Raw genomic sequence first — 22,442 nt, 5'->3', positions numbered from 1 at the left:
GGTGCCGGAGCGGGGGGACGGCGGTGCGTCGGCCTCGCGGAACTCCGGCGCGGGGGCGCGCACCTCGGCGGGCTGCGGGACGCGCATCCGCGGGGCGAGTGCGAGCGACGCCAGGCAGATGACGGCGAGGGCGATCGCCGACGCGGTGAGGTAGTCGTCCCAGACGCCGGTGAGCAGCAGGAACGCGGGGATCGCGGCGGTGAACACACCGGCGACGACGGCGACCAGGCCGGTGAACCGCGTCCACTCCTCCCGCTTCAGCCCGAGGACGACCCAGAACAGCGCCCACAGCACCGCCCAGTAGAGCCAGATGACGCCGAAGGCCGGATCGTCGAGCCGCCCGAAGTTGAGCCCGGCGTAGACCACGGCGCACCCGGCGACGAACGCCGAGAACCACCCGAGGCCGGTGCCGTCGAGGCCGCCGAGCAGGTTGAACCCGACGTACAGGTAGGTGAAGCCGAACAGGTAGAGCCCCGAGGCGGCGAGGACCGTGTCCGGGTCGCCGCCCGAGGTGAAGATCAGCCAGGTCGGGGTGATGACCTGCAGGCCCCCGACGAAGAAGTTCAGCGGCGCCGCGGCCCGGGCGTCCACCCGGCCGAGCAGCATCAGGCCGTTGAGGATCAGGACGGCTCCGACGTACAGGAGTCCCACGCTGGCCATCTGGACTTCCCCCTCATCGCTCGTGCGGTGTCGCGGTCCCCGTTCGGTTCGGTGGTGGGTGGCTCGTCGTGCCGGTGGACGGCGGCCGGGTCAGGGGCGGGGCAGCCGGCGCAGCGCCGGGTTCGCGGCCGCTGCCTCGGGGCGTGCCGGGCGCGCGGGTGGGGACGAGACGACCTGCGGCTCGTCGCGGGTCCGCTCGGTGCGGTCGATGAGCGCGCGGCGGATCGGGTCACCGAGGGAGAGCCGCGGCGCGGTGAAGACCCGGACGGCGGGGGAGCCGCAGTCGGCGCAGGGCGCGGTCCGCCCGGCGGTGCCCATCGGCAGCGCGCGCTCGGTCAGCCCGTGGTCCTCGCAGCGGTACACGTACAGCGCCATCGCGGTCCTCCCCGGGGCCGGAGTGGTCGAGAGCGGCCACGCTCTCGGCCTTGAACCTGCAGGTCAACCCCGGTGCGAGTGCGGTGGGCCGTCTGCGGGGAGGTCGCCGCGCGCCCTCACCGCGGGTGCCGGCCGGTCACCGACCGGAGGGACGGCTGGTCAGGGGGTCGGTCAGCCGAGATCGTCCAGCGGGACACGTGCGGCGTGCTCCGCGAGCGCGTCCAGGTCGTGGTCCTCGTCATGGGCAGCGTCGAGCAACGCCGCGTCCCGTGCCGCGGTGTCGCGGCGGCGTTCCCGCTGCAACGAGCGGCCGACCACGGCGTCCCTCGACGGGGCCCGGCCGTCGGCCACCTGGCGGTCGACGAACTCGACCAGCTCGTCGGGCAGCCGGACGAGGATGCGGGTGCCCACGACGAGGATCATCCCGCCTCGCGACGCGATCCGGTACCCGCAAGAGCGAGGTGCTCCGAACGGCCGGTCAGGACGACCGGCGCGCGACGAGGCCCGGGACCAGCTCGGCGCCGGCCGCCCCGGCGGCGGCGCAGCCGAGCACCACCGACCACGACACCGGGTCCAGCGGGGTGCAGCCGAAGAAGCGGCTCAGCCCGGGCGTCTGCACGATCGCCACCAGCGCCGCCAGCGACCCCGCCACGGTGACCAGCACCAGCGGGCTGCGCCGCCCCGACCACGCGGTCTGCGCGAGCTGGGTGCTGATCAGCGCGGCCAGCCCCATCGTGCTGGCCCGCCCGGGGAACACCGGCGTCGCCCGGCCCACCAGCCAGGCGGCGGTGGCCCCGGCCGTCGTCGCCGCGCCCCGCACGAGCACCATCCGCCGCACCGCCGCGGTGAAGCCCCGGTGCGGGCCGGCCCGTAGCACGGCGGCCAGCGGGTGCCCGGCCAGCGGGCCGTCGTCGTCACCGGCCTGGACCTGCCGGGGCGCGGCCACCGCGACGGCGAGCGCCGGGAACATGTCGGTGAGCAGGTTGACCAGCAGCAGCTGGCGGGTGTTCACCGGCGCCCGGCCCCCGACCGCGGTGCCGAGCACGGTGAACGCCACCTCGCCGGCGTTCCCGCCGACCAGCACCGACACCGCGTCGCGCACCCGCGACCACATGGCCCGGCCCTCGGCGATCGCGTCGACCAGCCGGGTGAGGTCGAGGTCGGTGAGCACCAGGTCGGCGGCGGTGCGGGCGGCCGGTGACTCCGCGCCCTCCACCCCGACGCCGACGTCGGCCAGCCGGATCGCGGCGGCGTCGTTCACCCCGTCACCGGTCATGGCCAGCGTGGCCCCGGCCCGGCGCAGCGCCTGCACCAGCGTGACCTTCTGCTCGGGGGAGAGCCGGGCGAAGACGGCGGTGCCCTCGACCAGCCGCGCCCGCTCGGCGTCGGTGGCCCGGGCCAGCTGCGTGCCGGTGACGACGCGGTCGGCGTCGGGCACCCCGGCCTGGGCGGCGATCGCGCTCGCGGTCTCGGGGTGGTCGCCGGTGGCCACCACCACCCGGACGCCGGCGGCCCGCAGCTGCTCCACCGCCCGCACCGACGACTCCCGCAGCGTGTCCGACAGCCCGACCAGCCCGCGCAGGGTCAGCTCCGCGGCGGCCTCGTCGAGGTCCTCCGGCGTCCCGTCGACCGCCCGGTCGGCGACGGCGAGCACCCGCAGCCCCTCGCCGGCCAGCTCCCGCACCCGGTCGCGCAGCTCCGGGGCGCCGGCGCAGCGGCGCAGCACCACCTCGGGTGCGCCCTTCACCACCAGCCGCCCGTCGCGGACGGCGACGGAGAAGCCGCGGCCGGCGGCGAACGCCAGGCTCGCGTCGGGCGGGCCGTCCCAGGCGTCGCCCGCGGCCGCCAGCACCGCGCGGTCGGTCTCGTGCGCGCCGTCGTCGCCGTTGCCCATGCCGGCCGCGGCCAGCCGCAGCAGCTCGTCCTCGCCGCCGTCGTCCAGCGGGAGCAGCCGGGTGACCCGCAGCCGGTTCTCGGTCAGCGTGCCGGTCTTGTCGAAGCAGACGGTGTCCACCCGGCCGAGTGCCTCCAGCACCCGGGCGCTGCGCACCACCGCGCCGCGCCGCGACAACCGCCGGGCCGCCGCCTGCTGGGCGACCGTGGCCACCAGCGGCAGCCCCTCGGGGACCGCGGCGACGGCGACCGCCAGCCCGGCGGCGACCGCCTCGCGCAGCGGCCGGCCCCACAGCACCCCGAGCAGGGCGACCGCGCCGCCCCCGGCGAGCGTCAGCGGGAGAACGGCGCTGGTCAGCTCGGCCAGCCGCGCCTGCACCCCGGCCGGTGGGGCCGCGCCCCCGGCGGCGCGGGCAGCCCGCCCGGCCTGGGTGGCCGCTCCCACTGCGACGACGACGGCCCGGCCCCGCCCGGCGACCACCGTGGTCCCGTCGAAGAGCATGCAGGTGCGGTCGGCGAGCTCGGCCCCCGGTGTGGCCGGCACCGACTTGGCGACCGACAGCGACTCCCCGGTGAGGCTGGACTCGTCGACCTCCAGGTCCTCGGCGTCGAGCAGCCGGGCGTCCGCGCCGACTACGTCGCCGGGTTCGACCAGCAGCACGTCGCCGTGGCGGAGTCCGGTGGCGGGCACCTCCTCGCTGCCGTCGCCGGTCTCCCGCCGGGCGCAGTGCGCCTGCTCGAGCAGCAGCGCCTCCAGCGTGCTCTCCGCGCGCATCCGCTGCAGCGCGCTGACGACGGCGTTGATCGCGGTGACGCTGCCGACCAGCACCGCGTCGGTGACCTCGCCGAGCACCGCGGTCGCGGCCGCGCCGGTGGCCAGGATCGGGGTGAGCGGGTCGGCGAGCTCGGCGCCGACGGTGCGGGCGAACCGGGCCGGCACCCGGACGGCGGGGGTGGTGGCGGCCCGCTGGGCGAGGGCGGGCAGCCGGCCGGGCGGGCGCTCCTCGGCGGCCGGGAGGTCGGCCAGCCGGCGCAGCACGTCGTCGGGGTCGAGCGCGTGCCAGGGGGTGTGCGCGGTCGGCGCCGGCACCGGGCGGCGGGCGGCCCGCACGGCGGCGCGGGTGCCGGCGGCCATCGTGCCGACGGTCGCCCACTTGCCCGGCGTCGTCGCCCGGGCCTGGCCGCCGCGCGGGCTGCCGACGGCGGCGAGCAACCCGCCGAGCACGTTGCCGGTGAGCGCCGCCCCGGCCGCCCGGCGGCTCACGGCCTTCGCGTCGGGGACGGCGGCGACGATGCGGCAGGCGTCGGCGAGCCCGGGGTCGGTGACCAGGTCGGCGCCCCAGACCGGCGCGCGACCCGGCCGGACCGGCGCGACGGCGACGTCGGCGGCCATCAGCGCGGGCCCGTCCGCGGCCGAGACGAGCAGCACGCCGTGCCCGTCGGCCTGCAGCCCCCGCACGGCCTCCACGAGCGGCGTCCCGGGATCGGTCACGTCGTCGGCGAGGCCGGTGACGTCGCGCGCGCCGGCGTGCCGGGTGAGCACCAGCCGCAGGCCGGCGTCGGCGACGGTGGTGAGCAGCGCCTCGGCGTGCGGGTCGAGCTCGGGGGCGACGGTGACGGTGCCGACCCGGCGGCGGCCCGCCAGCAGGGACCGCACCTCCGCGCCGGGGGCGTCGTCGCTGCGGCGCACCGGCCCGAGCCGCAGCCGGTCCCCGCCGTCCCCGGCGAGCAGGCGGGTGCCGGCCGACCAGACAGCGGCGTCGTCCCACCCGTCGGCCTCCGCGACCGCCTCGACGACCACCGGCGGGCCGGTGCAGAGCACCGCGGCGTCGACGACGACGGCACCGACACGGTCCAGCCGCCGGTAGACCGAGCCGTCGAGGGGGAGCACGCCCTGCCGGCACAGCAGCAGGTCCAGCGTCGCGGCGAACGACTCCCGCCCCTGCACCGCCGCCTTCGGGGTGAGCGCGCGGATCAGGTCGGCGGATCTTCCCGGGCTGCGGGTCAGCGCCAGCAGGCCGAGCGCGGCGCCGAGCTCGGTCGGCCCGAGCCGGTCGCGGTAGGTCTCGATGGGGCCCCGCGGCAGCGCGCCGGGGCGCGGGCCGGGCAGCGGGCCGGGCGCGACGTCGTCGTCCGGCTCGGGGCCGCACAGCTCCCGCTCGCGCCGGCACCACACCTGGCGGCGGGCCCGCACCTCCAGCGCGCGCTGCACCGCGGCGGTGGCGTTGAGCGCCGGCACGACCGGGCTCTGGGTGAGCGAGTGCAGCAGCGCGCCGGTGCCCTCGAAGACCAGGTCGGTGCCGACCGGGCCGATCCGGTCCGCCAGCGCCCGCTTGAGCCACTGCTGGGTGTCCAGCAGCGCCATGACGACGGTGGCGTGCCGGTGCACCGCCGGGATCGGCAGGTACCTGCCCGCGGTGGCGAACCCCAGGGCGACGACGTCGACGGCGGCGGCCAGGACGGCGGCCAGCAGCGGCTCCACGTCCGCCGGGTGGTCGGGCCGCTGCGGGAAGACGCCGGTGCCGCCGCGGGCCTGCTCGATCTCGGTGACCACGCCGACGACGTCCTCGATGCCGACCCGGCGCGCGTCCACGGCGACCAGCACCCGGCCGACGACGTCGTTGACGGTGGCCCACTCGACGCCCTCGAGCCGCTCGAGGTGGCGGCGCAGCGCGGCCCGGGCGGCGGGGGCGTCGTCGGCCGGCTCCTCGACCTCGATCTGCAGCCGGTCGCGGTCGCGCCAGACCCGCCGGGTGTGCCGGGCCGGCGCCGGCTCCAGCAGGCCCTTCGCGGCGTCGACCAGGTCGTGCAGGTGCCCGCTGGGCAGCGGGTCGGCGCCGGTGACCAGGGTGCCGACCGCGCGGGTGCCGGAGACGGCGGCCACGTGCGCCACGTGCAGGGAGCCGGCGACCCCGGCGCGCGCAGCCCGTGCCGCCGTGCCGCCCACCAGGCCGGCCCCGACGACCGCCGGCAGGGCGGCGAGCGCGGCCGCGCCCGTGGCCACCTGCGTGGCCTGGCGGGCGGCGGAGCCGAGCCGGCGGAGCAGAGCCATGGCGCCCCCCGTGACGACGGTCACGGGAAACGGTACGTGAACGGCCGGTGGAGCGCAGGGTGCTCGCGCGGCCCTACGAGCAGTGCCCGCCGTCCCCGGGCGCGCAGTGCGCGGACGCCGACCGCGGCACGCCGAGCGACGGGTTGCGGTCGAAGAAGCCGACCGGCTTCAGCGTGAAGCCCGCGTAGTCGACCGGCATGACCGGCCAGTCCTCGGGGCGCGGGAAGTGGGTCAGGCCGAAGGTGTGCCACAGCACCACGTCGGTGCCGGCGATCGGGGCGTCGTCGGCGACGAACGCGGGCAGCCCCGCCGAGCCCGGGTGCTGGTTGACGAAGTCGCCGGCCGCGTACCGCTCGGCCGGGTCGTACCGCGTGACCCACAGGTGCTTCGTGGAGAAGGTGGCCCGGGCGTGCACCGAGGAGCTCTCGTCGGCCAGCAGCACCGGCCCGCCCTCGGGGTGCAGCGCGTACCCGACCGGCTGGCCGAGCCGGTTGCGCTTGGACTCGTTGACCACGTGCCACACCCGCCCGACGCTGCTGTCGGCCATGCGGGCGCCCTCGGCCTCGCTCGTCAGCGGGGTCATCCGGCGGGTGAAGGCGTTGCCGTACGGGTTGGTGCCGCTGACCGGCACCCGGACGGCGTCGACCTCGTACACGGTGTTGTCCACGCCGTCGACCGCCATGTCCAGGCGCGCCGAGAACAGGTGCTGGTGGAACGGCGCCCCGAGGCCGGGGGCGACCTCCGTGGCGTACGGGTGATCCTCGCCGCGGTAGGCCGACGTGAAGACGACGCCGGTGGCCTTGCTCTCCAGCTGGACGGTGCCGTCGAGGTAGAGGTACCAGTAGAAGCCGTAGTCGTAGTTGCCGATCGTGGTGAAGAAGCTGACCACCAGCCGGCGCTGCCGCCGGGTCTCGGCCATCGAGCTGAACGGGTCGGTGTGCTTCCAGAGGACGCCGTAGTCCTCCTCGTGCATGCAGATCGCGTTGCGGATGGTGCGCGGGGCGCCCTGCTCGTCGGCGATCGTCGCGTCGAGGTAGTGGATCTCGCCGAGGCAGTCGCAGCCGAGCTCCAGGGAGTTCGTGTACCGGGCGAAGAGGTACTCGCCGGTGTCGAAGTAGTTCTGCCAGAACCGCACCGGCGAGGGGTCGGCGTAGGGCACCACCATCTCGGCGATCGACGCGCGGTGGATGACCGACCGGCCGTCGATGGAGAGCTGGTGCAGGACCAGCCCCTCGCGCATGTCGAAGCCGATGCGGAACGTCCAGCCGGCCCAGGTGACCTCGTCGTCGGTGACGGTGAAGCTCGGCCCCTCGGGCTGGGTGATCTCGATCGGCTTCAGCTCGCGGACCGGGGCGGGGTGGACGTCGGGGGTGAGGTCGGCGCGCTCGGCGGGCACGGGCAGGTCGAAGTGGTCCTGCACCGCCGTCGCCACGCCCGCGGTGATGTCGACGAACGCGACCACGCCGTCGACCGGGTGCGCCCACGGCAGGTCGTCGGGGTCGGTCTGGTGGAAGCCGAGCACCCGGACGATCCGGTGGCCGGCCTCGTCGGGGAAGTAGGAGCCGGCCGACAGCGCCACGGCGCGCACGTCGGCGGCGTCCAGACCGCGCTCCGCCATCGCGGCGACCCAGCGCTCGTCGGCCGCGAGGATGCGCTCGACCACCTCGAACTCGGCGTCGAGGATCGGCACCTGCCCGTCGGCGACCGCGTCGAGCTCCACGTCCCGGACGACGGAGCCGCTGGTCAGCGAGACGGTGACGTCGCGGCCCGCGCCGGTGGCGCGGTCGAGCAGCAGGGCCCGGACGCGGCGGTCGACGGCGTCACCCGGCTGCCAGGCCAGCACCTGCGCCTTGTGCGGCTCCTCGAGGCCGACGTAGACGAAGTTGCTGGTGTCCCCGCACAGCCCCGCGGCGCGGACGATCCCCGTCGCGGCGCCGACCTCCTCGGCGGTGAGCCGGGCGAGCGGGTGGGTGGTGGTCCCGGTGGTGACGGCGGTCATGGTGATCTGCCTACCCCGCGGGCTGCGGGAGCGGAAGAGGCGGGGGTGACCGGGGACACGTCGCCCGTCCGGGCGCGCGGGTGCCGCCCGCCGGGTGCGTCGGCTAGACAGGTGCCATGACCGAGCTGACGACGGCGACAGGCGGGGGCTGGCTGGCCCGCGAGGAGATGGACGCGGCGCGCGAGCGGCTGCCGATCCTGTACGTCGACGTCGTGCCGGTGCGGGTCGACGAGCAGGGCACGGTCACCTCGATCGGGCTGCTGCTGCGGGCCGGCGAGGACGGCCAGATCAAGCGCGCGCTGGTCTCGGGGCGGGTGCTGTACCACGAGCGGGTGCGGGCGGCGCTGCTCCGGCACCTGGAGAAGGACCTCGGGCCGCTGGCGCTGCCGCGGATCCCGCCGGCGCCGCAGCCGTTCACCGTCGCCGAGTACTTCCCCACGCCGGGGGTCACCCCGTTCCACGACCCGCGGCAGCACGCGGTGTCGCTGGCCTACGTGGTTCCGGTGGAGGGCGACTGCTCGCCGCAGCAGGACGCGCTGGAGCTCACCTGGTTCAGCCCGGACGAGGTGCGGGAGGCGACCGTGCTCGCGGAGCTGGCGAACGGGCAGAGCGCGCTGCTGCTGCAGGCGCTGGCGCACGTCGGCGTCTGACCGGAGGGCCGGTCCGCGGTGCCGGCTCCGGGCGGGGTCAGGCCGGCTGCAGGTGCTCGTGCAGGAAGCGGGTGATCGCGGCGGCCATCTCCTTCCGGGAGGTCGCCTGGCGGAAGACGTGCCCCTCGCCGGGCAGCTCCAGGTAGGCCACGGGCCGGCCGAGCGCGCGCAGCGCCGCGACGATCTGCTGCGCCTCGCCGACGGGCACGTTGGTGTCGTGCTCGCCGTGCACCACCAGCAGGGGAGCGTCGATCGCGGCCGCCGAGGCCAGCGGGGAGATGGCATCGAGCAGGGCCCGGTCGCGCTCGGGGTGCCCGTACTTGGTCACCGCGGCCGCGGCGATCCACGGCTCGCTGTCGCGGTAGAAGGTGACCAGGTCGGACATGCCGCAGACGTCCACCCCCGCGGCGAACACCCCGGGTGAGAAGGCCAGGGACGCCAGCGTCAGGTAGCCGCCGTAGGAGCGGCCGGTGACGGCGAGCAGGCCGGGCTCGGCGATGCCGGCCTCGACGAGGTGGTCGGCGGCGGCCAGGACGTCGGCGAACGCGTCGTACCGGCCGTGCAGGTCGTCGGCGTGCACGAACTCCCGGCCGAACCCGGACGAGCCGCGGATGTTGGGCGCGAAGACGCTCAGCCCGGCGGCGGCCAGCGCCTGGTGCTGCGGCTCGAAGGTGGGTCGTTCCTGGTCCTCGGGCCCGCCGTGCAGGTGGATGACGACCGGCCCGGGGCCGTTCAGCCGGCCGGGGGCGCGGTAGAGCCAGCCGCTCAGCGGCAACCCGTCGCGCCCGGCGAAGGTCTCCAGGGTCGGGACGACGAGCCGGCGCCGGGGCAACGGCGGGGCGGAGGTGACGCGGGTCCAGGCGTGGGTGGTGGTGTCCAGGTGCCACAGCTCGCGCGGGCGCGTGGGGCCCTGCACGCCGAGCACCACGCCGGAGCCGTCGCGGGAGAGCACCGGGTCGGCGGCCACCAGCCCGGGCAGCCCCGAGATGGGGGTGCGTCCGCCGGTGGCGGTGTCCAGGAGCTCCAGCTCGCTGCGCCCGGCCACGTTCCACACCAGCAGCAGCAGCCGCCCGGCGTCGTCGGCGTCGATGAACTCCAGCTCGGCGTCCTCCCGGGCGGCGAGCGTCCGTGGCTCACCGTGCCAGCCGTTGGGGCCGAAGGGGAGCCCGATGAGCTGCCGGCGGGGGAGGCCCACGTCCGAGGCGAGGTAGACGTACACGGGGCCGGCGTGGTCGTCCGGGGCCGGGCGGATGAGCGCCACCTCGGTGGAGCCGGTGGCGCCCTGCGGCAGCGCGCTGAAGTCCTCGTCCATGAGGCGGTCGACGACGCTGACGTACTCCTGGCCGCGTCCGCCGTCGCGGAGGACGATGAACCGCTCCTCCAGCGAGATGTCCAGGACGTGGATCAGGTCTCCCTCGGCGAGCGGGTCGAGCCGGCCGGTGGAGGGGTCGGCGAGGTAGGCGCGGGTGGGGGCGCCGGCGACCGTGGCGGGGAGGGTGGTCACGAAGCGGTGCCCGCTGCGGGTCCACGGGCCCAGCTCGGCGTGCTCGTCGGGGCCGCCGGCGACCCGGCGCGCGTCCGAGCCGTCGGGGCGGACCACCCAGACCGCCGTCCGGACGCCGCCGTCGGTCGCGACCTCGCAGGCCAGCCAGCGGCTGTCGGCCGCCCACCGCACCGAGACCACCGGGTCGTCGGAGAGGGGCACGTGCCGGGCGGGCGGCTGCGCGCCGTCGAGGACGACGTCCTGGAGCCACAGCTGCGGCGTGCCCGAGCGGTCGCTGATGAAGGCGACCTGCCGGGCGTCCGGCGTCATGTTGGGGCCCCAGCTGCCCCAGGCGTCGACGAGGCCGTCGGCGAGCGCCACCGCCTCGTCGACCGAGCCCGCCGCCGTCCGCGCCCCGGCTCCCGCGCGGCCGGCCGGTCCCGTGCCGGGCGTCATGTCCGTCTCGACGTCTGCAGCCACCGCGCCGGCTCCTTCCCTGCCCGTCGTCGTCGGGGAGCAAGGTGTCACAGCGCCCGGTGCCCGGCGGCGGCGGGGGCCGTCGTCCGCGTGCCCGGTGCACCACCCCGGAGGGGGAGCCGGCTCCAGTTCCGGTCGCGCACAACCGATGTACGCGGCATGCACATCAGCCGGATGGCCCCCGAGGTGGCCACCCCGCGGGTGGTGGCCCGCACCGCGGGGCTGCTCACCGCGATGGGTGGGGTCGCCGCCGTCGGGCTGACCGTCGGGACCCCCGGCGGCCTGGACCACCTCCACCCGGCGGTCACCGGCCTGGGGCCGTTCACCACGCTGCTGGGCCTGGCGGTCATCCGCTGGGGACACCGGGTGCCGCGCGGCTTCTTCCAGGCGCTCCTGCTGCTGGGCGTCGTCGGCATCGGCGTGTTCGCCCACCACGCGCCCACGTCCGACGGCGCGGTGGCGGTGCTGGCGCTGTCGGCGTTCTCCGCGATGGTCGCGTTCCTGTTCTTCCCGCTGCTGTGGGCGCTCGGGTTCCTCGCCGAGATGCTGCTCATCGGCACGGTGGTCGTGGTGCTGCGCGGCGACGTCCCCGTCGGGACCGCCGTCGTCCTCGCGGTGCTCGTGCTCGGCTCGGCCGGGGCGGTCGGCGTGCTGGCCCGCCGGGCGGCGAGCGCCGGGCAGGACGCCCTCACCGGGCCGGTGAACCGGCGCGGCTTCGACGAGTCGCTCGACGGCGCCGTCCGGACGGCGCTGCGCACGGGGGAGCCGCTGTCGGCGGCGCTGTTCGACCTCGACCACTTCAAGGCGGTCAACGACTCGCAGGGGCACGCCGCCGGTGACGAGATGCTGCGCGCGGTCGCGGCTGCCTGGCAGCCGCTGCTGCCCCGCGGCGCCGTGCTGGCGCGCCACGGCGGCGACGAGTTCTCGCTGCTGCTGCCGGGCGCCGACGGCGGCCGGGCGCTGGCCGTGGCGGAGTCGCTGCGGGCGGCGCTGCCGGACATCGGCACGTCGGTGGGCGTGGCCCAGATGGCGCTCGGCGACTCGCCGTCGGACCTCATGCGCCGCGCCGACGCCGCGCTCTACCGCGTCAAGTCCCTCGGCCGCGGGCGCAGCGAGCTGGACATCGAGGGGCAGACCCCGCTCGCGCGCGACCTCGCCGCGGCGCTGGCCGCCGGCCGCTCCGGCGGGCTGTCGGTGCACCTGCAGCCGGTCGTCACCCCGGCCGACGGCGGCCTCGTCGGCGTGGAGGCGCTGGTGCGCTGGGTGCACCCCGAGCGCGGTCCGCTGCCGCCGTCGGAGTTCGTGCCGGTCGCCGAGCGGGAGGGTCTGGTCGGGGCGCTGGGGGCGTTCGTGTGGACGGCGGCGTGCGAGGACGCGCGGACGCTGTCGGCGGCGACCGGCCGCCCCCTGTTCCTGTCGGTCAACGTGTCGGGGCTGGAGCTGGACGACCCCGGCTTCCCCGACCGGGTGCTGGCGACGCTGGCGGCCACCGGCTGGCCGGCGGAGCGCACCGTCGTCGAGGTGACCGAGAGCCTGGTCGAGGCCGAGACCGCCCGGTCGGTGCGCGCGCTGCAGGAGCTGCGCGAGCACGGGCTGCGGGTGGCGATCGACGACTTCGGCACCGGGTACTCGGCGCTGGCCCGGCTGGACACGCTGCCGACCGACTACCTGAAGCTGGACGGCTCGTTCGTCTCGGCGATCACGACCTCGACCCGGCGGGCGCGGCTGCTGCGCAGCGTCATGGCGCTGGCCGACGCGCTGGAGCTGGTGCTGGTCGCCGAGGGCGTGGAGACCGAGGAGCAGGCGCGGGTGCTCGCGGCGCTGGGCTGCCCGCTGGCGCAGGGGTACCTGTTCGGCCGGCCCCGCCCGGTGGCGGAGCTGGTGGCCGAGCTGGCGCCGGTGCCCGCCGGCTGAACCACGGCGTGGCGGGCGAGGACACGCGGGGCGCCGGCCGCTGCAGGGTCGTAGGGCCCTCCGGCCGGGCGGGTGCGGCTCCTAGCGTCGCGCCATGCGCAGGTCGTTGCTCGCCCTGGTCCTCTGCGCCGCGCTGATCGGGGTCGGTGCCGCCCCGGCCGCGGCGTCCACGCGGGTCCCCGCCGACGGGGCCTTCGCGGTCGCGATCACCGGGGCACCCGATCTCCGGCCGCTGCCGGGAGAGCGGTGCCTGGCGACCGTCCCGGTGACGCTGACCTTCGAGGGCACGCTGGACGGTGCCGCGCCCGGCACGATCCGGATCGCCGTCGACGCGCCGTGCGACCAGGCGTTCACCGTCCCGCCGGGCACGTTCGCGGACGTCTTCCTCTTCTCCGGTGACTTCACCGGCACCGTGGCGGGGGAGCCCGTCGAGGCGCGGCTGCTCTACACCGGGGTGACGCGGGTCGGTGGCGAGGTCCGCGGCCTGATGGGGCTCTCCGGCGACGCGGACGGGCTGCTGCGGGTCGAGGCGACGGCCGGCGCGGGCGGGACCTATTCGGGCTCCGTGCGGGTCTGAGATCCCGTCAGCGGCCCAGCATCCGGCGGCCGGTCGCGAGCAGGCCCGGCCGCGCAGCCTCGAGCACGTGCTGCGCGGCCAGCAGCCCGCTCGCCCCGCCCAGGCCCGGGCCGGGGTGGGTGGAGGCGCCGATGTGCCAGAGCCCGTCGACGGCGGTGCGGTGCCCGCGGGTCTGCGGGGTGGGCCGCCAGAGCAGGAACTGGTCGATGGTGCAGGCGCCGGCGTAGGGGTCGCCGCCGACCAGGTTGCGGTTCCACGACTGCAGGTCGGCCGGCGAGAGCACCCGGCGGGCGATCAGCGCGGAGTCCAGGTTGGTCACGTGCCGGGAGAGCTCCTTCACGACCCGGTCGGCGTACCGCTCGCGCAGCTCCTCGGTCCAGGTGCCGTCGCCGACGTCGATGCTCCCGGCGGCGTCCCCCGTCGGCCGGCCCGGGGTCTCCTGCAGCTGCAGCCAGAGCGCGCCGGCGCCGTCCGGCACCCGGGTCGGGTCGAGCGCGGCGGGCTGACCGGCGACGATCGTCGGGTGCACGGGCAGCTGGTGCCGCTGCGCCTCGTTGACCGCGCGGCTGACGCTGTCCAGCCCGTCGCTGACGTGCACGATCGCCGCGCGGGACAGCCGGTCGTGGTCCTCGGCCCAGCGCGGCGGCTCCGAGAGCGCGAGGTGGATCTGCATGTCGCCGCGGCCGTAGCGGAAGCCGCGGGCCGCCTCGCGCACCCGGTCGGGCACCGCCGCGACGCCGTCCAGGAGCTCCAGGTACAGCTGCTGCGGGGTGACGCTTGCGAGCACCGCCTCCCGCGCGGTCACCACCTCGCCGTCGGCCAGCCGGACGCCGGTGGCCCGCCCGTCGGAGGTCTGGACGGCGACGACGTCGGCGCCGGTGCGGGTGGTGCCGCCGGCGTCGGTGACGATGCCCGCCAGTGCCTCGACCAGCCGCACGCCGCCGCCCTCGGGCACCGGGCAGCCGCCCTGGGCCAGCGCCAGCGCGATCACCTTGTTGATGAAGCCGCTGAGCGCGTCGTCCGGACCCAGGCCCTCGTGGCCGACCCACGGGGAGAGCAGCCCGTGCACGGTGGGGGAGTCGAACGTGCCCGACAGCCAGGTGCGGGCGGACTCCAGCCCCTCGGCACCGAACTGCTGCAGCCCGCGGGGGCCGAGCTGCCGCACCGCCTGGCCGGCGAGCTTCAGCCCGTCCAGCGAGAACAGCTCGGTGCCCAGCGCGCCGAACGCGATGCCGGCCCGGCTGCCGAAGTCCTCGAGGAAGGAGCGCCAGGCGTCGCCGTCGCCGGGGGACAGCCGGTCGAAGTCGGCGGCGGTGGCGTCGGCGTCGGTGGAGAGCACCGCCGTCGACCCGTCGCGGAGCGCGGCCGCGGCGGGGAGGTCGGTGTTGCGGTAGACGACGCCGCGGGCGGCGAGGTCGTCGGCGAGCGACGGGTAGGCCGGGCCGCCGACGAACAGCGGGTGCCAGCAGGAGAAGAGGTCGGTGGTGAAGCCGGGCGCGGGGGTGTCGGTCTCGGTGCGGATCGCCCCGCCGAGGCGCGGTGCGCGCTCGTAGATGCCGACGTCCCGCCCGGCCCTGGCCAGGGTGGCGCCCGCGACGAGGGAGTTGATCCCGCTGCCGATGATCACGACGTCGTGTGCGGCCATGGGGTGCGACTGCCCCGTCGTACGGGGCGGCGAAACCGCCTGTGGACGACGGCTCGGGACGGGGGCTCGCGTCGATAGCCTCGGCTCGTGTTCGACGAGCTGCGCCCGGCGCTGAGCGATGCGGTCCTCCGCCGGTCGGTGGGCGACGACGCGTGGCGGCGGGGCGCGGTGTACGCGCGGGACGGCCGGGTCGTCCAGCTGTGGCGTGACCCCACGGGCGGCGAGGTCTCGGCGGTCGTGGTCGGCGGCCAGGGGCGGATCTACCAGGCGGTCGCGAAGCACGACGCCGCGGCCGGGCGGTGGTGGGGCGAGTGCAGCTGCCCCGTCGGGTACGACTGCAAGCACGTCGCCGCGATGCTCACGGTCGCCCGGCAGGGCGCCGCCGCACCTCGGCCGGTCGCGCGCACCCCCGACTGGGAGCTCGTCATCGGTGACCTGGTGGAGGCCGAGTCCGCCGCCGGTGGCACCCCGGTGGGCCTGCAGTTCGACGTCGAGGGTGCCGGTGCCGTGCCGGCCTCGGTGCGGCTGCGGCCGGTCGTGCCCGGTGCGCGGGGCCGATGGGTGCGCACGGGGGCGTCGTGGCGGGACCTCCAGCACGACTACCTCTCCGCGCGCGACCCGGCGCACGTGACCGCGCTGCGCCTGCTGCACCAGGCCGCGGGCACCAGCGGCTACTACTACGGCTCGGGGGAGCCGCCGGTGCTGCTGCAGGACTTCGGCCCCGCGCTGTGGCCGGCGCTGCGGCAGGCGGTGGAGAGCGGCGTGCCGCTGATGACGAAGAAGGGCGGGCCGGTGCGGCTCGGTCCGCCGGGCGAGCTCGTCGTCGACGTCCGGGAGGACGACGGCGGCCTGCGGGTGCACGCGGTCGTGGAGGCGGGCGACGACGTGCGGGTGCCGGCGGAGTCGGTGCTGCTGCTGGGCAGCCCGCCGCACGGCGCGGCGCTGGTGCCGGGCGTGCCGGCAGGGTTCGTCCCGCGCGACGGGCTGGTGCTCGTGCCGCTGCAGCAGGTGCCGCGGAGCGCCGAGCGGCTGGTGGAGAGCGGGCCGGTGCGGGTGCCGGCGGGCGACCGCGACCGCTTCCTGACCGCCTTCTACCCGGCGTTGCGCCGCGCGCTGCCGGTGCGCTCGTCGGACCGGTCGGTGGAGCTGCCGGAGCCGGTGGCGCCGCGGCTGGGTCTCACGGTCGAGCACCTGCCCGGCCAGCGGGCGCGGCTGACGTGGTGGGTGCGCTACGGGGACGACGGCCCCCGGCTGCCGCTGGCCCGCGAGGCCGGTGCCGCGCCCGATGCGGGGCGCGACGCCGCCGCGGAGGAGGAGCTGCTGCGCGCGCTGCCCGCACCGCCGCAGCGGCTGCTGCGGATCTGGCACGTCGGCCCGCGGCCCCGGCCGATCGAGAGCGCCGAGGTCGCCGGGATGGACGTCGTCGTCCTGGTCGACGAGTTCCTGCCCCGGCTCGCCGAGGCGGGCGTGGACGTCGAGGAGACCGGGGAACCGGCGGTGTACCGGCGGTCCGAGGCCGCTCCGGAGGTCGCGGTGTCGGCGACCGGGGGGGAGGACGGCGACTGGTTCGACCTGGGCGTGACGGTGAGCCTGGACGGCGAGGAGATCCCGTTCGCCCCGCTGTTCGCGGCGCTGGCGGCGGAGGAGGAGCACCTGCTGCTGCCCAGCGGCACGTGGTTCGACGTCCGGCGTCCGGAGTTCGACCGGCTGCGCGCGCTGATCGAGGAGGCGCGGGCGCTGCAGGACGCCGACCGGCCGGGGCTGCGGATCAGCCGGTACCAGGCGGGGCTCTGGGAGGAGCTGGTGGAGCTCGGGGTGGTGGCCGAGCAGAGCGAGCGGTGGGCGCGCGACGTCGGGGCGCTGCTCGACGTCGACGCCGCCGCGCCGTCCGCCGCCCCTGCCGGGCTGGCCGCGCAGCTGCGGCCGTACCAGCTGGAGGGCTACCAGTGGCTGTCGGTGCTCTGGGACGCCGGCCTCGGCGGGGTGCTCGCCGACGACATGGGGCTGGGCAAGACGCTGCAGACCCTGGCGCTGGTCTGCCGGGCCAAGGAGGCCGGGGAGCTGACCGCGCCGGTGCTGGTGGTCGCGCCGACGAGCGTGGTGGCGAACTGGGCGCGGGAGGCGGCCCGGTTCGCGCCGGACCTCGTCGTCCGCACCGTGGAGGCCACGGGCCGCAAGCGCGGCACCGCACTGGCCGAGGCGGTCGCGGGCGCGGACCTGGTGGTCACCTCGTACACGCTGCTGCGGCTGGGGGAGGAGGAGTACCGGGCGCTGCCGTGGCGCGGGCTGGTGCTCGACGAGGCGCAGTTCGTGAAGAACCACCAGGCGAAGACGTACGCCGCGGCCCGGCGGCTGCCGGCGCGGTTCAAGCTGGCGATCACCGGGACGCCGGTGGAGAACGACCTGATGGACCTGTGGGCGATGCTCTCGATCGTCGCGCCGGGGCTGTTCCCGAGCCCGCAGCGGTTCACCGAGCACTACCGCCACCCCATCGAGCGCGGCGGCGATCCCGAGGTGCTGGCCGCGCTGCGCCGCCGCATCCGGCCGCTGATGCGGCGGCGCACCAAGGAGCAGGTCGCCGCCGAGCTGCCGCCCAAGCAGGAGCAGGTGCTCGAGGTGGTGCTCGACCCCAAGCACCGCAGGGTCTACGACACCCACCTGCAGCGGGAGCGGCGCAAGGTGCTCGGCCTGGTCGACGACCTGGACCGCAACCGCTTCACCATCTTCCGGTCGCTGACCCTGCTGCGGCAGCTGGCGCTGGACGCGTCGCTGGTGGACGAGGCGTACGCCGGCATCCGGTCGGGCAAGGCGGAGGCCTTCCTGGAGCACGTGCAGGAGGTGGTCGCCGAGGGGCACCGGGCGCTGGTGTTCAGCTCGTTCACCGGGTTCCTGGGCACGGTGCGCCGGCGGCTGGATGAGGTGGGCCTGCCATACGCCTACCTCGACGGGCGCACCCGGGACCGGGAGCGGCGGATCGCGGAGTTCCGCGAGGGCGGGGCGCCGGTGTTCCTGATCAGCCTCAAGGCCGGCGGGTTCGGGCTGAACCTCACCGAGGCCGACTACGTGTTCGTGCTCGACCCGTGGTGGAATCCGGCGGCGGAGGCGCAGGCGATCGACCGCGCGCACCGGATCGGGCAGGACAAGACGGTGATGGTCTACCGGCTGGTGGCCGCGGACACGATCGAGCAGAAGGTGCTGGCGCTGCAGGAGCGCAAGCGCGACCTGTTCTCCCGGGTGCTCGACGACGACGGCGGGACGCTGTCCGGCGCGCTGACCGCCGAGGACATCCGCGGCCTGTTCGCCTGATCGGCCCGGTCGTCAAGCGCTCGTGTCGGCGACCTGGAGGCCCTCGGTACGCCAGGCGGTCCGTGGATCGCTGGTCAGGGGAGGAGCGAGCGGAGACCAGTCGGAGCAGGGATCACCCGCGCTGCTCGGCGACGAGGTCGCTGACGGTGCCCGTCGTCCGCATGGGCTCGGGGAGTGGCCCCTTGCGCTTCCTCGGCGGTTGCACGACCCCTTCCGCGACGAGCCGCTCGAGAGCGGTGGGCTCGTCCACGGGGGCGATCCGGGCCACCGGCCGGCCGTGGTCGGTGACGGTGATGGTGGCGCCCGCCGCGACCGTGGCGATGTGCTCGACCAGCCGGTCCTGCAGCTCGCGGATGCCGATCGTCGTCATGACGCCTCCTGTCCACGATGTCCCGATGGATGGAGCCACGATGCGCAACCACGCACAAGTGCGAATGGTCCGGTGCCCGGCGGCGGGCCTCCCGGCCGAACGCGGCCTCGGCTAGCGTTGCGTCATGCGCAACGGTGCGGACGGCGACGGGCAACCCCCGCTCGTCCAGTCCGTCGACCGGGCGCTGGCGATGCTCTCCGTCCTGGCCGACCGCGGCAGCGCCGGCGCCACCGACCTCGGCGCCGAGCTCGGCGTGCACAAGTCCACCGCCTCGCGGCTGCTGGCCACCCTGGAGGCGCACGGGCTGGTCGAGCAGCGGGGGGAGCGGGGCACCTACCGGCTCGGGTTCGGGCTGGTGCGCCTGGCCGGGGCGAGCGCGGCGCAGCTGGACCTCAGCCGGCTCGGGCGCGCGGCGTGCGAGCGGCTGGCGGCCGAGCTCGACGAGACGGTCAACCTCGCGGTGCTCGACGGCGACAGCGCGGTCAACATCAGCCAGGTGCAGGGGAGCGCCTCGGTCGGCGTGCTGAACTGGGTCGGCCGGCGCACGCCGCTGCACGCCACCTCCAGCGGCAAGGTGCTGCTCGCGTACGGGCCCTCAGCCGCGCGCGCGGCCCTGTCCGCCACCTCGCTGGAGCGGTACACCCCGGCGACGATCACCGACGCCGCGCTCCTCGACGAGGTGCTGGCCGGGGTCCGGGAGCAGGGCTGGGCGGCCACCGAGGGGGAGCTGGAGCTGGGCCTCAACGCGGTGGCCGCGCCGGTGTGCGCGCCGGACGGGCGGCTGGTCGCCGCGCTCAGCGTCTCCGCGCCGTCCTACCGGCTGCCCCGCGACCGGTTCGCCGACGTCGCCGAGCGGCTGTGCGCCGTCGCCACGGAGACCGGCCGGCAGCTCGGCTGAGGCCCGCGGGCGGCGCTCCGTGTCGCCGGTGTGAACACCGGGTCAGGACTCGCGCCGACACGCCGGCGCCTCTTGACGGGGTGCGGAACCGCTCCGGACCCTGTTGCGCATCCCGCTGGCAGTTGCGGATACCGCAACGGACGAAGGGTGCGGCCATGGACGTGGCTCCCCGCAGGACGTCGCCCCGCGTCGTGGTCATCGGCGCCGGCATCGTCGGGTGCTCGCTGGCCGACGAGCTCACCGCGCGCGGCTGGACCGACGTCACCGTGCTCGACCGGGGCCCGCTGTTCGCGGCCGGCGGGTCGAGCTCGCACGCGCCCGGGCTGGTCTTCCAGACCAACCCCTCGAAGACGCTAGCGGAGTTCGCGAGCTACACCGTCGGCAAGCTGGGCGGCCTCTCGCTGGACGGCGTCCCGGTCTTCCGGCCGGTCGGCGGCCTGGAGGTGGCGACGACGCCGGAGCGCTGGGCCGACCTCGCCCGCCGGCACGGCCTGGCCACCTCGTGGGGCATCGAGGCCCGGCTGGTCGACCCGGGTGAGTGCGCCCGGCTGCACCCGCTGCTCGACCCGGGCGCCGTGCTCGGCGGGCTGCACGTGCCGAGCGACGGGCTGGCGCACGCGGTGCCGGCCGGTGAGGCGCAGGCCCGCCGGGCGATCGAGCGGGGCGCCCGCTTCCTCGCCCGGCACCGCGTCACCGGCGTCGCCTCGGCCGCCGGGCGCGTCTCCGGCGTGCACACCGACCAGGGGTTCGTGCCGGCCGACGTCGTCGTCTGCGCCGCCGGCTTCTGGGGCCCGGACGTCGGCGCGCTCGCCGGGCTGACCGTGCCGCTGCAGCCGCTGGCGCACCAGTACGCGACCACGGCGCCGGTACCGGCGCTGGCCGGTGCGGTGCGGGAGATCAGCGCGCCGATCCTGCGGCACCAGGACGCCGACCTGTACTACCGCGAGCACCGCGACCGGATCGGCATCGGCTCCTACGGCCACCGGCCGATGCCGGTCACCGCCGCGGAGACCGAGGGTCACGAGAACAGCTGCCTGCCCTTTACCCCCGACGACTTCGCCGACGCCTGGAAGCAGAGCCTCGCGCTGCTGCCCGGGCTCGCCGGCACCGAGGTCGAGGCAGGCATCAACGGCGTCTTCTCCTTCACCCCCGACGGCATGCCGCTGCTCGGCGAGCACCGCGACCTGCCCGGCTTCTGGGTCGCCGAGGCGGTGTGGGTGACCCACTCGGCGGGGGTGGCCAAGGCGCTGGCCGAGTGGCTGGTCGAGGGGCAGCCGCGCACCGACGTGCACGAGTGCGACCTGCACCGGTTCACCGACGTCCAGCTCTCGCCGGAGTACGTGGCCGGGCGGGGCGCGCAGCAGTTCGTCGAGGTCTACGACGTCGTCCACCCGCTGGACCCGCCGTCGGTGCTGCGCCCGCTGCGGGTCAGCCCGTTCTTCGCCCGGCAGCAGGAGCTCGGCGCCGTCCTCACCGAGGCGGGCGGCTGGGAGCGGCCGCTGTGGTTCGAGGCCAACGCGCCGCTGGCCGAGGGGCTGGACCTGCCGCGGCGGGACGCGTGGGCGGCGCGGCGGTGGTCGCCGACCGTGGCCGCCGAGGCGCTGGCCACCCGGGAGCGGGTGGCGATGTACGACATGACCCCGCTGACCCGGATCGAGGTGACAGGCCCGGGCGCGTGCGGCTTCCTGCAGCGGCTGACCACCAACGACGTCGCCAAGCCGGTCGGCCGGGTCACCTACACGCTGCTGCTGGACGCCGCGGGCGGGATCCGCAGCGACCTGACCGTCGCCCGGCTGGGCGAGCAGCGGTTCCAGGTGGGCGCCAACGGCCCGCTCGACCTGGACTGGTTCCGGCAGCACGCGCCGGACGACGGCTCGGTGCAGCTGCGCGACACCACCGCGGGAACCTGCGGCATCGGGCTGTGGGGCCCGCGGGCGCGCGACGTCCTGCAGCCGTTGACGAGCAGCGACGTCTCGCACGGGGGGTTCGGCTACTTCCGGGCGCGGGAGCTGTTCGTCGGCGGGGTGCCAGTGACCGCGCTGCGGGTGTCCTACGTCGGCGAGCTCGGGTGGGAGCTGTACACCGACGCGGCCACCGGGCTGCGGCTGTGGGACGTGCTGTGGGAGTCCGGGCAGCGGCACGGGCTGGTCGCCGCCGGCCGCCGGGCGTTCGACAGCCTGCGGCTGGAGAAGGGCTACCGCGCCTGGGGCACCGACATGACGACCGAGCACGACCCGGTCGAGGCGGGGCTGTCCTTCGCCGTCCGGGGGGACAAGAACTTCCTCGGCAGAGAGGCGTTGGAACGCCGCCGGCACGACCGGCGGCTGGCCTGCCTCGTCCTCGACGACCCGGCGACGACGGTGCTCGGCCGGGAGCCGGTGCGGGTCGGCGGGGTGCCGGTCGGCCACGTCACCAGCGCGGGCTACGGCGCCACGATCGGCCGGACGGTCGCCTACGCCTGGCTGCCGGCGTCGGTGGCGGGACCGGGCACCGCGGTGACGATCGACTGGTTCGGGGAGCCGGTCGCGGCGACGGTGACCGCCGAGCCGCTGGTCGACCCCGCCGGCGCGCGGATGAGGTGCTGACATGGCCTACGACGTCATCGTCCTGGGGCTGGGCGGCATGGGCAGCGCGGCGGCCGCGCACCTGGCCGCCCGCGGGCAGCGGGTGCTCGGGCTGGAGCGGTTCGGCCCGGCGCACGACCAGGGCTCCAGCCACGGCGGCTCGCGGATCGTCCGGCAGGCCTACTTCGAGGACCCCGCCTACGTGCCGCTGCTGCTGCGCGCCTACGAGCTGTGGGACCAGCTGTGCGCCGACTCCGGCACCGACGTGCTGGTGCGCACCGGCGGGGTGTTCCTCGGCCGACCCGACAGCCGGACCGTCGCGGGCAGCTTGGAGTCCGCCCGCGAGTGGGGGCTGGCGCACGAACTGCTCGACGCGGCCGAGGTCCGTCGCCGGTTCCCGACGCTGACCCCGGCCGACGACGAGGTCGGGCTGGTGGAGGCGGCCGCGGGGTTCGCCCGCCCGGAGGCGACCGTGGCCGCGCACCTGTCACTGGCCGGTCAGTCGGGTGCCGAGCTGCGCTTCTCCGAGCCGGCGCTGGGGTGGACGGCGACCCCGGGGGGCGGGGTGCGGGTGCGGAC

The 22,442-nt window shown here is 76.4% G+C and carries 15 protein-coding genes; 7 read left to right on the top strand and 8 right to left on the bottom strand.

Annotated features, from left to right (window positions below; all coding sequences use genetic code 11):
• The 5 genes from E9529_RS16840 to E9529_RS16820 form a co-directional block, all read right to left on the bottom strand.
• A partial coding sequence (locus E9529_RS16840) for an AmiS/UreI family transporter (RefSeq protein WP_236832424.1) occupies positions 1-660 on the bottom strand: 660 nt, incomplete at its 3' end.
• A gap of 90 nt (positions 661-750) precedes the next feature.
• Entirely contained in the window at positions 751-1,035 is a 285-nt protein-coding gene (locus E9529_RS16835; RefSeq protein ID WP_236832423.1) for a zinc ribbon domain-containing protein, read from the bottom strand.
• Between the two features lie 171 nt (positions 1,036-1,206).
• Positions 1,207-1,446, bottom strand: coding sequence for a ribbon-helix-helix domain-containing protein (locus tag E9529_RS16830; RefSeq protein WP_236832422.1), 240 nt, complete (start codon positions 1,444-1,446; stop codon positions 1,207-1,209).
• Positions 1,447-1,513: 67 nt separating this feature from the next.
• Positions 1,514-6,004: a cation-translocating P-type ATPase gene (locus E9529_RS16825; protein ID WP_236832421.1), complete on the bottom strand. Its 4,491-nt coding sequence runs from the start codon at positions 6,002-6,004 to the stop codon at positions 1,514-1,516.
• 49 nt (positions 6,005-6,053) lie between these two features.
• On the bottom strand, positions 6,054-7,979 hold the full coding sequence (locus tag E9529_RS16820; protein WP_236832420.1) for a primary-amine oxidase: 1,926 nt from the start codon (positions 7,977-7,979) through the stop codon (positions 6,054-6,056).
• Positions 7,980-8,095: 116 nt separating this feature from the next.
• Between E9529_RS16820 and E9529_RS16815 the strand changes: the two genes are divergently transcribed.
• Positions 8,096-8,629 carry an NUDIX hydrolase family protein gene (locus tag E9529_RS16815; RefSeq protein ID WP_236832419.1) on the top strand — a complete coding sequence of 178 codons (534 nt, stop codon included), beginning with the start codon at positions 8,096-8,098 and terminating at the stop codon, positions 8,627-8,629.
• A gap of 37 nt (positions 8,630-8,666) precedes the next feature.
• Here the strand turns inward: E9529_RS16815 and E9529_RS16810 are convergent, their stop codons facing one another.
• Positions 8,667-10,592 carry a S9 family peptidase gene (locus tag E9529_RS16810; RefSeq protein WP_236832418.1) on the bottom strand — a complete coding sequence of 642 codons (1,926 nt, stop codon included), beginning with the start codon at positions 10,590-10,592 and terminating at the stop codon, positions 8,667-8,669.
• Between the two features lie 156 nt (positions 10,593-10,748).
• On the opposite strand from E9529_RS16810, the gene E9529_RS16805 reads away from it, so the two are divergent.
• Complete coding sequence (locus E9529_RS16805) at positions 10,749-12,503, top strand: bifunctional diguanylate cyclase/phosphodiesterase (RefSeq protein ID WP_236832416.1); 1,755 nt, start codon at positions 10,749-10,751, stop codon at positions 12,501-12,503.
• Between the two features lie 94 nt (positions 12,504-12,597).
• Complete coding sequence (locus E9529_RS16800) at positions 12,598-13,080, top strand: hypothetical protein (protein WP_236832414.1); 483 nt, start codon at positions 12,598-12,600, stop codon at positions 13,078-13,080.
• Positions 13,081-13,087: 7 nt separating this feature from the next.
• Here the strand turns inward: E9529_RS16800 and E9529_RS16795 are convergent, their stop codons facing one another.
• Positions 13,088-14,725: an NAD(P)/FAD-dependent oxidoreductase gene (locus tag E9529_RS16795; RefSeq protein WP_236832412.1), complete on the bottom strand. Its 1,638-nt coding sequence runs from the start codon at positions 14,723-14,725 to the stop codon at positions 13,088-13,090.
• An 87-nt stretch (positions 14,726-14,812) separates the two neighbouring features.
• Here E9529_RS16795 and E9529_RS22455 point away from each other — a divergent pair, with 87 nt between their 5' ends.
• On the top strand, positions 14,813-18,031 hold the full coding sequence (locus E9529_RS22455) for a DEAD/DEAH box helicase (RefSeq protein ID WP_308195300.1): 3,219 nt from the start codon (positions 14,813-14,815) through the stop codon (positions 18,029-18,031).
• Positions 18,032-18,143: 112 nt separating this feature from the next.
• On the opposite strand, the gene E9529_RS16780 is transcribed toward E9529_RS22455, so the two are convergent.
• Positions 18,144-18,401: a type II toxin-antitoxin system Phd/YefM family antitoxin gene (locus E9529_RS16780; protein ID WP_236832410.1), complete on the bottom strand. Its 258-nt coding sequence runs from the start codon at positions 18,399-18,401 to the stop codon at positions 18,144-18,146.
• 124 nt (positions 18,402-18,525) lie between these two features.
• Between E9529_RS16780 and E9529_RS16775 the strand changes: the two genes are divergently transcribed.
• From E9529_RS16775 to E9529_RS16765, 3 genes are all read left to right on the top strand, one after another.
• Positions 18,526-19,299 (top strand): IclR family transcriptional regulator, encoded by a 774-nt coding sequence (locus tag E9529_RS16775; protein WP_236832408.1) that lies wholly within the window; start codon positions 18,526-18,528, stop codon positions 19,297-19,299.
• Positions 19,300-19,454: 155 nt separating this feature from the next.
• On the top strand, positions 19,455-21,884 hold the full coding sequence (locus tag E9529_RS16770; protein WP_236832407.1) for an FAD-dependent oxidoreductase: 2,430 nt from the start codon (positions 19,455-19,457) through the stop codon (positions 21,882-21,884).
• 1 nt (position 21,885) lies between these two features.
• The coding region (locus tag E9529_RS16765) for an FAD-dependent oxidoreductase (protein ID WP_236832406.1) at positions 21,886-22,442 on the top strand (557 nt) is incomplete at its 3' end.

The sequence above is a fragment of the Blastococcus sp. KM273128 genome, from assembly GCF_021698975.1.
GTDB lineage: Bacteria > Actinomycetota > Actinomycetes > Mycobacteriales > Geodermatophilaceae > Blastococcus.
This window is presented reverse-complemented; position numbering and strand designations above follow the sequence as displayed.

Bases quoted from the DNA above. Each gene is read 5' to 3' on its own strand.
- E9529_RS16835 (WP_236832423.1), bottom strand. From the start codon at position 1,035: ATGGCGCTGTACGTGTACCGCTGCGAGGACCACGGGCTGACCGAGCGC.
- E9529_RS16820 (WP_236832420.1), bottom strand. From the start codon at position 7,979: ATGACCGCCGTCACCACCGGGACCACCACCCACCCGCTCGCCCGGCTC.
- E9529_RS16815 (WP_236832419.1), top strand. From the start codon at position 8,096: ATGACCGAGCTGACGACGGCGACAGGCGGGGGCTGGCTGGCCCGCGAG.
- E9529_RS16805 (WP_236832416.1), top strand. From the start codon at position 10,749: ATGCACATCAGCCGGATGGCCCCCGAGGTGGCCACCCCGCGGGTGGTG.
- E9529_RS16800 (WP_236832414.1), top strand. From the start codon at position 12,598: ATGCGCAGGTCGTTGCTCGCCCTGGTCCTCTGCGCCGCGCTGATCGGG.
- E9529_RS16795 (WP_236832412.1), bottom strand. From the start codon at position 14,725: ATGGCCGCACACGACGTCGTGATCATCGGCAGCGGGATCAACTCCCTC.
- E9529_RS16780 (WP_236832410.1), bottom strand. From the start codon at position 18,401: ATGACGACGATCGGCATCCGCGAGCTGCAGGACCGGCTGGTCGAGCAC.
- E9529_RS16775 (WP_236832408.1), top strand. From the start codon at position 18,526: ATGCGCAACGGTGCGGACGGCGACGGGCAACCCCCGCTCGTCCAGTCC.
- E9529_RS16770 (WP_236832407.1), top strand. From the start codon at position 19,455: ATGGACGTGGCTCCCCGCAGGACGTCGCCCCGCGTCGTGGTCATCGGC.